This window comes from Variovorax sp. UC122_21, assembly GCF_044056785.1.
Classification (GTDB): Bacteria; Pseudomonadota; Gammaproteobacteria; order Burkholderiales; family Burkholderiaceae_C; genus Variovorax.
This window is the reverse complement of record NZ_CP172004.1, coordinates 5,117,226-5,129,921: the sequence shown is the minus strand read 5'-3', so window position 1 is coordinate 5,129,921 and position 12,696 is coordinate 5,117,226. Positions and strand designations below refer to the sequence as shown.

Sequence of the window (12,696 nt, the reverse complement as noted above, 5' to 3'; positions counted from 1 at the left end):
GATCGCGTCCGGCGCGCAAAGATGTGCGCAAAGGCACAGCGCGGCGCGCCGCATCGCGGCACAGTGGCGCGGCCCTTTCCGCACCGCGCCATGCCCCTTCCGATGACCCCTCTTCCTTCCGACGCCGGCGCGCTGAGCGCGCTCGGCCGCCGTGGCTTCCTCATGGGCTCGGCGCTCGGCGCGACCGCCGTGCTGGGCGCGCTGGCCTCGGTCTCGCAGGCGGCGTCGGCCGCCGGCGACGCGCCCGCGCGGCGCATGCCGGTGATCTTCATCGGCCACGGCTCGCCGATGAATGCGCTGGCCGACAACGCGTTCACGCGCCGGCTCGCCGCCTGGGGCCGTGAACTGCCGCGGCCCACGGCCATCCTCAGCGTTTCGGCGCACTGGCTCAGCAGCGGCGCGACCGGCGTCGGCGTGCAGGCCCGGCCCCGCACCATCCACGATTTCGGCGGCTTTCCGCAGGCGCTGCACGACATCGACTATCCGGCGCCCGGCCATCCCGCGCTCGCGCGCGACGCGGCCGCGGCGGTGAAGCAGTCGCCCGTGGTCGCCACCGAGCAATCGGGGCCTGGACCACGGCACCTGGACCGTGCTCAGGCATCTCTATCCGAAGGCCGATGTGCCGGTGTTCCAGCTCAGCATCGACTACGACAAGCCCGCGGCCTTCCACTACGCGGTGGGCCGCGATCTCGCCCGCGCTGCGCGACAAGGGCGTGCTGGTGATGGGCAGCGGCAACGTGGTGCACAACCTGCGCGCCACCGACCGCGGCACGCCCGACGGCCCGGCGGCGAGCCGGCCCTGGGCCCAGTCCTTCGACGATGCGGTGAAGGCCGCGCTGGCCGGGCGCGACGACCGCGCGCTGATCGGCTACGAGCGGCTCGCGGGCGCGTCGACCGCGGTGGCCACGCCCGATCATTACTTCCCGTTTCTCTACGCGCTCGGCGCCGCGGGCGCGGGCGAGCGCGCGAAGACGGTCTACGAAGGCTTCCAGTCGGGCACGCTCGGCATGCGCTGCGTGCAGTTCGGCTGAGCTACTGCTCCTCGCCCCACGAGAAGCCGTCGCGCGCGATCATCGCGCTCGACGCGCTCGGGCCCCAGGTGCCAGCCGCGTAGGGGCGCGGCCCGCCGTCGTTGGCCCAGCTGTCGATCAGCGGCTCGACCCAGCGCCATGCCTCCTCCTGCTCGTCGCTGCGCACGAACAGGTTGAGCCGGCCGTCGATCACATCGAGCAGCAGCCGCTCGTAGGCGCCCACGCGCTCGGAACCGAAACGCTTGTCGAAGTCGAGGTCGAGCTGCACCGGCGCGAGCTGCGCCGCGCTGTCCTGGCGGCCGTTGCTGCGGCGGTTGTCCTGCGCCTGCGCGAGCATGTGCAGCTCGAGCCCGTCCTTGGGCTGCAGGTTGATCACGAACTTGTTCGCGCTGCCGGCCGGCGCGCGGAAGATCGCGTGCGGCGTGGGGCGGAAGTTGACCTCGATGCGCGCGTCGCGCGAGGCCAGCCGCTTGCCGGTGCGGATGTAGAAGGGCACGCCGGCCCAGCGCCAGTTGGCGATCTCGGTGCGCAGCGCGACGAAGGTCTCGGTGCGGCTCTCGCGGTCGACGCCCGGTTCGTCGCGATAGCCCTGCACGCGCTCGCCGTAGGCCGTGCCGGCCGTGTACTGGCCGCGCACCGTGTGCAGGCCCAGCGTCTCGGGCGTCCAGGGCTTGAGGGCGCGCAGCACCTTGAGCTTCTCGTCGCGGATCGCGTCGGCACGCGAGTTGATCGGCGGCTCCATGCCGATGGCGCACAGCAGCTGCAGCGCATGGTTCTGCACCATGTCGCGCAGCGCGCCGGTCTGGTCGTAGAAGGCGCCGCGCTTCTCCACGCCGAGGTCTTCCGCGATCGTGATCTGGATGTTGGCGATGTGCTCGCGGCGCCAGATGGGCTCGAACAGCGCATTGCCGAAGCGCATCGCGAACAGGTTCTGCACCGAGGGCTTGCCGAGGTAGTGGTCGATGCGGAAGACCTGCTTCTCCTCGAGCACCTTGCCCACCGCGGCGTTGATCGCGCGGTTGGAGGCCAGGTCGTGTCCCAGCGGCTTCTCGAGCACGATGCGGGTGCGCGCGCCGTTGAGGCCGGCGGCCGCGATCTGCTCGACCACCTGCGTGAACAGGCCCGGCGCGGTGGCGACATACATCACGACCGTTTCGGCATCGCGCTGCTTGAGCAGCTCGGACAGGCGCGCATAGTCGTCGGGCTTCGACAGGTCCATGCGCAGGTAGTGCAGCATCGAGGCGAACTTCTGGAACTCCTCGGGCGAGGGCCGCTTGGCGCCCTCGACGGCATTGAAGCGCGACTGGATCAGCTCGCGGTACTGGTCGTCCGACAGGTTGTCCCGCGCCACGCCGACGATGCGCCCGTCCTTCGGAAGACTCCCGTGCCGGAAGGCCTGGAACAGAGCGGGCATCAGCTTGCGCCATGCGAGATCGCCGGTGCCGCCGAACAGAACGAGATCGAAGCTCATGGGGAACACTTTCCTTGGGTCTGAGGGGCGATAGCAGGCAATGCGCCGGTCCGCCTAATCGCGATGGTACTTGTACCGATTCCACGCACTTGTACTAAAGCTACGCTGCACCCACGGCCGGGAGGCCTTTTTTTATTGGACAAAGCGGAGAACTCCATGAAGAAGCTTTTTGTTGCGGCGGCGCTGCTGGGTGGATCGGCCATGGCATCGGCCCAGGGCACGGTCAACGTGATCTGCTCGGTGCAGGCCGAGTGGTGCAGCGTGATCTCGACCGTGTACGCGCGCACCACGGGCACGCGCATCAACATGGCGCTCAAGGGCTCGGGCGAAGCGCTGGCCCAGCTCATCGCCGAGAAGGACAACCCCAAGACCGACGTCTGGTTCGGCGGCACCGGCGACCCGCACCTGCAGGCGGCCGAGCAGGGCCTGACGCTCGAGTACAAGTCGCCCTCGCTGCCGCAGCTGCATCCCTGGGCGCAGCAGCAGGCGAAGCAGTCGGGCTACAAGACCGTGGGCATCTACTCGGGCCCGCCTGGGCTTCGGCTACAACCCCGAACTGCTGGCCAAGAAGAAGCTGCCCGTGCCCAAGACCTGGGCCGACCTGCTCAAGCCCGAGTACAAGGGCGACATCCAGGTGGCCAACCCCGCCTCAAGCGGCACGGCCTACACCATGATCGCGACGCTGGTGCAGCTCATGGGCGAGGACAAGGCCTTCGAGTACCTCAAGGCGCTGCACCGGAACGTCGGCCAGTACACGCGCTCGGGCACCGGCCCGATCAAGGCCGTGGCGCGCGGCGAGACCGCGGTGTCGATCAGCTTCGTGCACGACGGCCCGGGCGAGAAGATGCAGGGCTTCCCGGTCGAGACCATCACGCCGAGCGACGGCACCGGCGCCGAGATCGGCTCGATGAGCATCATCAAGGGCGCGCGCAATCTCGAGGCCGCGAAGAAGTTCTACGAATGGGCGCTCACGCCCGCCGCGCAGGAGCTCGGCGCCGCCAACAAGCAGTTCCAGCTGCCGAGCAACGCCGCCGCGAAGCTCGACCCGCGCATTCCCGACTTCAAGAAGATCAAGTTCATCGACTACGACTACGCCAAGTACGGCGCCAGCGCCGAGCGCCGCCGCCTGATCGCGCGCTGGGAGAAGGACGTCAACTCGCTGCCGCGCTAAGTGGAAGCGCATTCCATCGGGGCCTCGCCCCGTGCGGCGGCCCCGCGCAATCCGGCGTCGGAGGCCGCGGCGCGGCGCACCCAGCGCTGGATCCGCGCCTGGGTGCTGCTGGGCTTCGCGGCCTACCTGCTGCTGCCCTGGTATGCGATCCAGGACGCGACCTGGTACGAGGTCATTCCGCAGGTCTTCGGCGGTGCCGAGGGCGCCAATGGCCTGATGCAGGCCGCCTTGCAGGGGCGCGTCTGGCTGTTCGTCGGGCTGGCGGGCCTCGCCGTCTGCGCCGTCGGCGCGTGGTTGCCGCCGGGCCGCGCGCAGGGCCGCTGGCTTTTGGCCGGCGGCGCGGGCGGTGCCCTCGGGCTCGCGCTCGCGGGCTTCGCGATCGGCGCGCGTGGCTGGGCTTTCGCGGCGCTCGAGGCGCGCTTCGGCGAGCTCGGCATCAACCAGTTCGGCATCGGCGCCGGCGGTTTCGTGGCGCTGTGCGCGCTGGTGCTGCTCGCGGCTTTCGGCATCGCGCGGCTCGGCCGCTTCAAGGGCGACCTGTTCGTGGCCGCCTCGGTGCTGGGCTGCGGCGTGCTGATGGCGCTGTTCATCGCCTACCCCGTGAGCCGCGCGCTGTCGGGCGCCTTCCTCGACGAGGACGGCCGCGTATCGATGGCCGCCTTCCTCGCGCGCGTCTTCACCGAACGCATCTGGGGCCTGGGCTGCCTCGCGGGCGGCGTGCGCTGCGGCGTGGCCTGGAACACGCTGGTGCTGGCGCTGCTCACGGCCGCGGGCACCACCTTCCTGGGCACGCTGATGGCGCTGATGGCCGAGCGCGGCAGCCGGCGCGGGCAGGGCGCGCTGCGGGTGCTGGCGCTGCTGCCGATCATCACGCCGCCGTTCGTGGTGGGCCTCGGGCTGATCCTGCTGTTCGGCCGCGCGGGCATCGTCAACCAGGTGCTCGAGAGCGTGTTCGGCATCGAACCCACGCGCTGGTTCTACGGCATGCCCGGCGTGCTGGTGGCGCAGCTGTTCGCCTTCACGCCGATCGCCTTCATGATCATGCGCGGCGTGGTGCAGGGCATCGCGCCCAGCCTCGAGGAAGCCGCGCAGATGCTGCGCGCCGACCGGCGCCGCGCCTTCTTCACCATCACGCTGCCGCTGCTCAAGCCCGGGCTTGCCAATGCCTTCCTGGTGGGCTTCATCGAGAGCATTGCCGACTTCGGCAATCCGGTGGTGGTCGGCGGCCAGTTCTCGGTGCTGTCCACCGACATCTTCTTCGCCATCGTCGGCGCGCAGTACGACCAGGGCCGCGCGGCCTCGCTGGCCTGGGTGCTCACCCTGTTCGCGCTCGGCGTGTTCGCGCTGCAGCGTGGCCTGCTCGGCAAGCAGAACTACACCACCGTCAGCGGCAAGGGCGACGCCGGCATCCCGATGGCGTTGCCCGACGGCGTGCGCCGCACCATCCACTGCATCGCGCTGCCGTGGATCGCCTTCACCGCCGTGGTCTACCTGTTCGCCTTCGCGGGCGGCTTCGTGCAGACCTGGGGGCGCGACTACAGCTTCACGCTGCAGCATTTCAAGACCGCGTTCGCGCTCGAATGGGGGCAGTTCGGGCTGGTTTGGGCCGGCACCGCGTGGAACTCGCTGCTGACCACGCTCAAGCTGGCCGGCATCTCGGCGCCGATCACCGCGGCGCTGGGCCTTTTGATCGCCTGGCTGCTGGCGCGCAACGAGTTCAAGGGGCAGGGCGCGTTCGAGTTCGGCGCGCTGCTGGCCTTCGCGATCCCGGGTACGGTGCTCGGCGTGAGCTACATCCTGGCCTTCAACGTGCCGCCGTTCGAGCTCACGGGCACCGGGCTCATCATCGTGCTGTGCTTCATGTTCCGCAATTTGCCGGTGGGCGTGCGCGCGGGCACCGCGGCCTTCAAGCAACTCGACCGCTCGCTCGACGAGGCCTCGCTGATGCTGCGCGCCTCGACCTCGCAGACGCTGTTCAAGGTGGTGCTGCCGCTGCTCAAGCCGGCGCTGGTGGCGGCGCTGGTCTACAGCTTCGTGCGCGCGATGACGACCGTGAGCGCCGTGATCTTCCTGGTCACGGCCGAGAACGAACTCGCCACCACCTACATCATCGGCCGCGTCGGCAACGGCGACTACGGCATCGCGCTGGCCTACTGCACGGTGCTGATGATCCTGATGTCGCTTGCGATCGCGCTGGTGCAATGGGTGGTGGGCGAACGCAGGCTGGGACGGCGCGGCACGGCACCCGGGCACCAGGGGCATCACAAGATGGAGGGGCTGGCATGACGGGCATGACGAGCATGAGTACTGGGATCGAGTTTCGCGACGTCACCAAGCGCTACGGCGCCGACAGGAACGGGCCGCTCGCGGTCAAGGGCATCAGCTTCGAGGTGCCCGAGGGCACGCTGACCACCATCCTCGGCCCCTCGGGCTGCGGCAAGACCACCACCTTGCGCATGATCGCGGGGCTCGAGTCTCCGACCTCGGGCGCGATCTTCATGGGCGGGCGCGACGTCACCACGCTCGGGCCGGCCGAGCGCAACGTCAGCATGATGTTCCAGAGCTATGCGCTGTTCCCGCACATGGACGTGATCGGCAACGTGGGCTACGGCCTGCGCATGAGCGGCGTGAAGAAGGACGAGGCCATGGCGCGTGCGCGCGAGGCGCTGCGTGGCGTGGGCCTGGTGGGCTTCGACCAGCGGCTGCCGAGCGAGCTTTCGGGCGGCCAGCAGCAGCGCGTGGCGCTGGCGCGCGCGCTGGTGCTCGAGCCCGCGGTGCTGCTGTTCGACGAGCCGCTGTCGAACCTCGACGCGCGGCTGCGGCGCGAGATGCGCGAGGAGATCCGCTCGCTGCAGCAGCGTCTCAAGCTCACGGTGGCCTACGTCACCCACGACCAGAGCGAGGCGCTGGCCGTGAGCGACCAGATCATCGTGATGGACCACGGCGTGATCGCCCAGCGCGGCACGCCCGAGCAGCTCTACGGCCGGCCCGAGAGCGAGTTCGTCGCGGGCTTCATGGGCGAGGCGATGGTGTTCCCGGCCGTGGCCGGTGCCGACGGCGACGTCACGCTCGGGCCGCTGCGGCTGCGGCCGCGCCATGCGGTGGCGCCGGGCGCGGTCAAGGTCGCGGTGCGGCCCGAGGCCTGGCGCATCGGCGAGGCCTCGGCGGCCGACACCGGCCTGCCGGCCACGCTGAAGAAGGTGGCCTACCTCGGCAGCTTCTACGAGTACGGTTTCGACACGCCGCTGGGCGCGGTCTTCGTGGTCTCGACCGACCTGTCGAACCCGCTGGCCGCGGGTGCGCAGACCCGGCTCTCGCTGGGGGCGCATGGCGTCAGCGTGGTGTAGCGCGCGCATGGAACAATGGCGCCATGAACGTGGTTTTCGATCTTGGCGCCGTGCTCTTCACCTGGGAGCCCACCCGGCTGGTCCAGGCCCATCTGGCGGAGCATGCGCCCACTGAATCCGCCGCCGCGGCCCTGGGCCGCGCGCTTTTCCATCATGACGACTGGACCAGCTTCGATTGCGGCACCCGCACGCTCGAGGAATCCGTCGCGCGCATGGCGGCGCGTCTCGCGCTGCCGGCCGACCGCCTGCTGGCCATGCTCGACGGACTGGGCGAACGCCTGGCGCCGATCGATGTCACGGTGGCGCTGCTCGAGGAGCTGTTCGAGCGCCGCGAGGCCGGCGAGCCGCTGAAGCTCTACTACCTCTCGAACATGCCCGCGTCCTATGCGCGCGCGATCGTGGCGCGCCATGGCTTCATGCGGCGTTTCGACGGCGGCGTGTTCTCGGGCGACGTGAAGTTCCTGAAGCCCCATCGCGAGATTTACGAACTGCTCGCGGTGCGCCATGCGCTGGCGGCGGAGCAGACGGTGTTCATCGACGATTCGGCGCCCAACGTGGAAGCCGCGCGCGCCTTCGGCTGGCACGCGATCCACTGCACCGCGCCGGCCACGCTCGCGACCCAGCTCTCGCGCTACCTGCCGGTGCGCTCGACCTTGTCGATGTCGAAGCCCAGGCTGCCCGCGTAGTCGAGCTCGGCCTGCAGGGTCGCGTCGTCCAGGCAGGGCGCGCGCGACAGCACCCACAGGTACTCGCGGTTCGGCGTGCCGACCAGCGCCACCTGGTAGTCGCGGTCCAGCTTCAGGATCCAGTAGTCGCCCCACACCACCGGCAGCCAGGCCAGCCACGAGGGCGCGAAGCGCACCTCGAGCCGGCCCGCGCCGGGCTGGCCCGCCACCGGCACCACGCGCGCGGTGCCCAGCGATTCCTCGAAATTGCCGTCGGCGCGTTCGCAGCGGTTGAGCACTTCGATCGTGCCGTCGGGTCGCGGCGTGTACTGGGCCGTGACCGGGCCGGCGCAGGATTTCTGGAAGCGGTTCCGGCAGCCGCGCCTGTTCATGCCACAGGCCGGCGTAGCGGTGCAGGTCCACGGGTGCCACCACCTGCAGCGGCGCGCGCATCAGCGGGGCGCCGTCGGCCGGGCCGGCCAGCCGCACGCGCGAGCGGCGCGCGGCATCCAGCGCGAGCCAGGCCGCCGCGCCGCCGATCACGAAGGCCGTGGCCAGGGTGCCGATGGCGGCGCTGGTGCGGCGGTCGTCGAAGGGGGGCGAGGTCGGTGGAGGCTGCGGGAGGAAGTCTGCGCTGCATGTAGGGGGCTCCTGGGTCGGGACGGGACGGCGAATCCTACGATTCGCGAAGGAAGGACTCCGCAGCCTAGGCGCGCTCGCGGGTGCTCGCCGTCAGCCGTGGACCACAGCGCCTGTAGGGCGGCATGGGGCCGAAACCCTGCTGGCCGCATGTTGTTCGCGCCATCATGGAACCGGGTGCCAAGCCGTGCTACGGTGCGCATGAAAGCATCGGCCCGCATGCACCAGCGTGCAGGCCCTGTCGCCATCACCGCAACATAATCATTGCCATGAACCAACTCGATGCACTCCGTCAATGGACCACCGTGGTCGCCGACACCGGCGACTTCAGAGCAGCTCAGCGCCTCCAAGCCGCAGGACGCGACCACCAATCCGTCGCTGATCCTCAAGGCGGTGCAGAAGGCCGAGTACCGGCCGCTGCTCGACGAGGGCGTGAAGAAGCATGCGGGCAAGCCGCTCGACGAAGTCATCGACCGGCTGCTGGTGCGCTTCGGCACCGAGATCCTCTCGATCATCCCGGGTCGCGTCTCCACCGAGGTCGATGCGCGTCTGTCCTTCGACACCGCCGCCACCGTGGCGCGCGGCGAGCGCATCACGGCGCTCTACAAGGCCGAGGGCATCGACACCGAGAAGCGCCTGCTGATCAAGGTCGCCTCCACCTGGGAAGGCATCGAGGCCGCGCGCCAGCTCGAGAGCAAGGGCATCCGCACCAACCTCACGCTGCTGTTCTCGTTCGCGCAGGCCGTGGCCTGCGGCGCGGCCGGCGTGCAGCTGATCTCGCCCTTCGTCGGCCGCATCTACGACTGGTACAAGAAGTCGGAGGGCGCCAAGTGGGACGAGGCCGCCAATGCCGGCGCCAACGACCCCGGCGTGAAGTCGGTGCGCCAGATCTTCGAGTACTACAAGGCCAACGGCATCAAGACCGAGGTGATGGGCGCGAGCTTCCGCAACGTGGGCCAGATCAAGGCGCTCGCCGGCTGCGACCTGCTGACCATCAGCCCCGAGCTGCTGGCCGAACTGGCCGCGAGCAACGAGCCGCTCGAGCACGCGCTCGACGCCAAGGCCGCCGCCCAGGGCAAGGCCGAGAAGATCGCCTACGACGAGGCCGGCTTCCGCTTCGCGCTCAACGAGGACGCGATGGCCACCGAGAAGCTCGCCGAGGGCATCCGCGCCTTCGCGGCCGACGCGATCAAGCTCGAGAAGCTGATGCAGGAAAGCGGCCGCTGATCATGGCGACCCCGCTTCGCTGCGACCGCGCGCCGGCCTGGGCGCAGCTGCAGTCCTATTTCGAGACCGCGGGCCGCCAGTTCGACCTGCGCCATGCCTTCGTCGACGACGCCGGGCGCTTCGCGCGCTTCAGCCAGGAGGCGCCGCACCTGTTCGCCGACCTGTCGAAGAACCTGCTCGACACGCGCGTGGAGGAGCTGCTGTTCGCGCTCGCGCGCGAGTGCGGCCTCGAGGCGCACCGCGATGCGATGTTCGCGGGCGAGCACATCAACAACACCGAAGACCGCGCGGTGCTGCACACGCTGCTGCGCGCGCCGGCCGATGCCAAGGCCGGCAAGACCGCTACGCAGCTGCGCGAGGTGCACGAAACGCTCGACGCCATGCTCGCCTACGCCGAGAAGGTGCGCGGCGACCACACCATCACCGACGTGGTCAACATCGGCATCGGCGGCTCCGACCTCGGTCCGCAGATGGCGGTGCTGGCGCTCGCGGAGTTCGCGGCGCCGGGCAAGCATTTCCACTTCGTCTCGAACGTCGACGGCCACGAGCTCGACGGCGTGCTCGAGGGCCTCGCGCCCGAGCACACGCTGTTCCTGATCGCCTCGAAGACCTTCACCACGGCCGAGACGATGACCAACGCGCAGTCCGCGAAGCGCTGGTACGAGCAGTCGGGCGGCAACGACATCGCGGGCCACTTCGCTGCGCTCACCACCAACGTGGAAGCGGCCAACAAGTTCGGCATCGAGACCACGTTCGGCTTCTGGGACTGGGTGGGCGGGCGCTATTCGCTGTGGTCGGCCATCGGCCTGCCGATCGCGCTGGCCATCGGCGCCGAGGGCTTCCGTCGGCTGCTCGCGGGCGCGCATGCGATGGACGAGCACTTCCGCACCGCGCCGCTCGCGAAGAACCTGCCGATGCGCCTGGGCCTGCTCGACGTCTGGTATCGCAACTTCCACCGCTTCACGAGCCGCTGCATCGCGCCGTATCACAGCGCACTGAAGCGGCTGCCGGCCTACCTGCAGCAGCTCGAGATGGAGAGCAACGGCAAGCAGGTCGACGCGACCGGTGCCGCGCTGCCGCCGGGCCTGGGCACTTCGCCCGTGCTGTGGGCGAGCCGGGCACCAACGGCCAGCATGCCTACTTCCAGATGCTGCACCAGGGCACCGACGTGATCCCGCTGGAGTTCCTCGCGGTGCGCGATGCCTCGCACGAGCTCGAGGGCCACCACCCGAAGCTGCTGGCCAACGCGCTCGCGCAGGCACAGGCGCTGATGGTGGGCAAGCTCGACGCGGGCGGGCACAAGAACTTCCCGGGCAACCGGCCCAGCAGCTTCTTCGTGTTCGAGAAGCTCACGCCCGAGGCGCTCGGCGCCTTCATCGCGCTGTACGAACACCGCGTGTTCACCAGCGGCGCGCTGTGGGGCATCAACAGCTTCGACCAGTGGGGCGTGGAGCTCGGCAAGGTGCTCGCGCGGGACATCGAGCCGCGGCTTTCCTCGGGCGACATCACGGGGCTCGATGCCTCGACCGCGGGGCTGCTGCAGCGCCTGAGTCCGCTCGCGCAGTGAGCGCTTGGCCGTTCGAAGTACGCCATTCGTTGCCATTGCCGTTGCAGAAGGCGCCGATATGATGGCCCCGGGAAATTTCCCGGGGACCTCAAGAGGAGCCGAGCAAAATGGATTTTCAAACAGCGGTCAAGACCTGCTTTCAGAAGTACACGGATTTCAGTGGGCGCGCCTCGCGCTCCGAGTTCTGGTGGTTCATATTGGCCGAGGTGGTCGTGCTGATCGTCGCCAGCCTCATCCACCAGATCGTCTACCTGGTCGCCGCGCTGGGCTTCCTGCTGCCCGTGCTGGCCGCGGGCTCGCGCCGCCTGCACGACATCGGCAAGAGCGGCTGGTTCCAGCTGCTGATGATCATTCCGCTGATCAACCTCGTGCTGATCTATTTCTTCGTGCAGCCCAGTCAGCCCGAGGCCAACGCCTACGGCCAGCCGCCGGGTGCCTGAAGACCCCGGGACACGCAGAACAACGATTCGACAAGGCCGCGCATGCGGCCCTTTTTATGGCGGCCGACTCAGGCCTCGGCCGTCGCGGCCGCGCGCACCGGCGCACCGCTGGCCATGCGCAGGCACAGGTCGAAGGCCTGCTGCAGGCCCTCGATCTGCGCGATGCCCTTGCCCGCGATGTCGAAGGCGCTGCCGCTGGCCGAGGTGGCCACGGGCACGGGCAGGCCGCCGTGCAGGGTCACGCCCTGCTCGAAGCCCATGAGCTTCATCGCGATCTGGCCCTGGTCGTGGTACATCGAGACCACCGCGTCGACGTCGCCGCGCCGCGCGCCGATGAACACCGTGTCGGGTGAGAACGGGCCGCGCGCGTCGTAGCCCTCGGCGCGCAGTTGCTCGATGGCCGGGCCGATGATCTCGATCTCCTCCATGCCGATCGAGCCGCCGTCGCCGGCATGCGGGTTGAGCCCCGAGACCGCGATGCGCGGCTGCGCCACGCCCGACTGGCGCAGCGCCGCGGCGATGATCTTCACCGCGTCGCGCACGCCTTCGCCGGTGATGTGGCTCGCCACGTCCTTCAGCGGAATGTGCGAGGTCACGCGCGAGGTCCACAGCGCGCCCGTGAGGTTGAACTCGCAGACGAAGCCCGGCACCGCGAAGCGCGCCTGCATGTAGCGCAGCTCGTCCTCGTGCACCAGGCCGCCCAGGCGCAGCGAATGCTTGTTGAGCGGCGCGAACAGGATCGCGTCGACCTGGCCGCGGCGCACGGCCGCGGTCGCGAGCTCGAGCGCTTCGAAGGAGGCGCGGCCCGAGGCCTCGTTCGATTCGCCGAGCACCGGCTCGGCGCCCTCCATCCAGTCGCAGGCCAGCAGCGAGGGCCGGCCGTCCTCGAAGCGCAGCGTGTCGAGGCTCTCGGCCGCGAGCGGATCGAGCTTCGCGCCGGCGATGCGCTCGCCCGCGGCCAGCACCACCGGGTCGGCGATCAGCAGCACGCGCGCGGCGTCGAGGTTGCGCTGGCGCGCGAGCAGCTTGACCGCCATCTCGGGGCCGACCCCGCTGGGGTCGCCGAGCAGCACGGCGATGCGGGGCTTGGCGGAGGTCACGGTCGGAATCTTCGAAGGAGTGGACATGGCGATCGTCG

Annotated in this window: 10 protein-coding genes and 3 pseudogenes; 9 read left to right on the top strand and 4 right to left on the bottom strand. The window is 69.8% G+C overall.

Features of this window, described 5'->3' with window-relative positions:
* The first annotated feature begins 102 nt into the window (after positions 1 to 102).
* Together ACHMXE_RS36890 and ACHMXE_RS36885 are read left to right on the top strand one after the other, a co-directional pair.
* Complete coding sequence (locus ACHMXE_RS36890) at positions 103 to 723, top strand: dioxygenase (protein ID WP_395348745.1); 621 nt, start codon at positions 103 to 105, stop codon at positions 721 to 723.
* Positions 714 to 1,031 carry a dioxygenase gene (locus tag ACHMXE_RS36885; protein ID WP_395348744.1) on the top strand — a complete coding sequence of 106 codons (318 nt, stop codon included), beginning with the start codon at positions 714 to 716 and terminating at the stop codon, positions 1,029 to 1,031. The genes ACHMXE_RS36890 and ACHMXE_RS36885 overlap by 10 nt, the downstream gene beginning before the upstream one ends.
* 1 nt (position 1,032) lies before the next feature.
* Here ACHMXE_RS36885 and zwf read toward each other — a convergent pair whose 3' ends face one another.
* Together zwf and ACHMXE_RS36875 are read right to left on the bottom strand one after the other, a co-directional pair.
* Positions 1,033 to 2,502 (bottom strand): glucose-6-phosphate dehydrogenase, encoded by a 1,470-nt coding sequence (gene zwf, locus ACHMXE_RS36880; protein WP_395348743.1) that lies wholly within the window; start codon positions 2,500 to 2,502, stop codon positions 1,033 to 1,035.
* Positions 2,499 to 2,819 (bottom strand): hypothetical protein, encoded by a 321-nt coding sequence (locus ACHMXE_RS36875; protein WP_395353098.1) that lies wholly within the window; start codon positions 2,817 to 2,819, stop codon positions 2,499 to 2,501. The genes zwf and ACHMXE_RS36875 overlap by 4 nt, the downstream gene beginning before the upstream one ends.
* Between ACHMXE_RS36875 and ACHMXE_RS36870 the strand changes: the two are divergent.
* From ACHMXE_RS36870 to ACHMXE_RS36855, 4 genes and pseudogenes are all read left to right on the top strand, one after another.
* Positions 2,704 to 3,673: pseudogene (locus ACHMXE_RS36870) on the top strand (ABC transporter substrate-binding protein). The gene ACHMXE_RS36875 and the pseudogene ACHMXE_RS36870 overlap by 116 nt on opposite strands.
* The gene (locus tag ACHMXE_RS36865; RefSeq protein WP_395348742.1) at positions 3,674 to 5,959 is read left to right on the top strand and encodes an ABC transporter permease; all 2,286 of its coding nucleotides are present in this window, start codon (positions 3,674 to 3,676) and stop codon (positions 5,957 to 5,959) included.
* Complete coding sequence (locus ACHMXE_RS36860) at positions 5,956 to 7,020, top strand: ABC transporter ATP-binding protein (protein WP_395348741.1); 1,065 nt, start codon at positions 5,956 to 5,958, stop codon at positions 7,018 to 7,020. The genes ACHMXE_RS36865 and ACHMXE_RS36860 overlap by 4 nt, the downstream gene beginning before the upstream one ends.
* A gap of 23 nt (positions 7,021 to 7,043) precedes the next feature.
* Positions 7,044 to 7,706, top strand: a complete 663-nt coding sequence (locus ACHMXE_RS36855; protein ID WP_395348740.1) for an HAD family hydrolase — start codon at positions 7,044 to 7,046, stop codon at positions 7,704 to 7,706.
* On the opposite strand, the gene ACHMXE_RS36850 is transcribed toward ACHMXE_RS36855, so the two are convergent.
* Positions 7,652 to 8,077, bottom strand: a complete 426-nt coding sequence (locus tag ACHMXE_RS36850) for a lipocalin family protein (protein ID WP_395348739.1) — start codon at positions 8,075 to 8,077, stop codon at positions 7,652 to 7,654. The genes ACHMXE_RS36855 and ACHMXE_RS36850 overlap by 55 nt on opposite strands.
* A 516-nt stretch (positions 8,078 to 8,593) precedes the next feature.
* Between ACHMXE_RS36850 and tal the strand changes: the two are divergent.
* From tal to ACHMXE_RS36835, 3 genes and pseudogenes are all read left to right on the top strand, one after another.
* Positions 8,594 to 9,551 (top strand): annotated as a pseudogene (gene tal / locus ACHMXE_RS36845) (transaldolase).
* Positions 9,552 to 9,553: 2 nt separating this feature from the next.
* Positions 9,554 to 11,118 (top strand): annotated as a pseudogene (pgi, locus tag ACHMXE_RS36840) (glucose-6-phosphate isomerase).
* 107 nt (positions 11,119 to 11,225) lie between these two features.
* Positions 11,226 to 11,558 (top strand): DUF805 domain-containing protein, encoded by a 333-nt coding sequence (locus ACHMXE_RS36835; protein WP_203204557.1) that lies wholly within the window; start codon positions 11,226 to 11,228, stop codon positions 11,556 to 11,558.
* 68 nt (positions 11,559 to 11,626) lie between these two features.
* Here ACHMXE_RS36835 and ACHMXE_RS36830 read toward each other — a convergent pair whose 3' ends face one another.
* On the bottom strand, positions 11,627 to 12,685 hold the full coding sequence (locus ACHMXE_RS36830; RefSeq protein WP_395348738.1) for a 4-hydroxythreonine-4-phosphate dehydrogenase PdxA: 1,059 nt from the start codon (positions 12,683 to 12,685) through the stop codon (positions 11,627 to 11,629).
* Positions 12,686 to 12,696 lie beyond the last annotated feature (11 nt).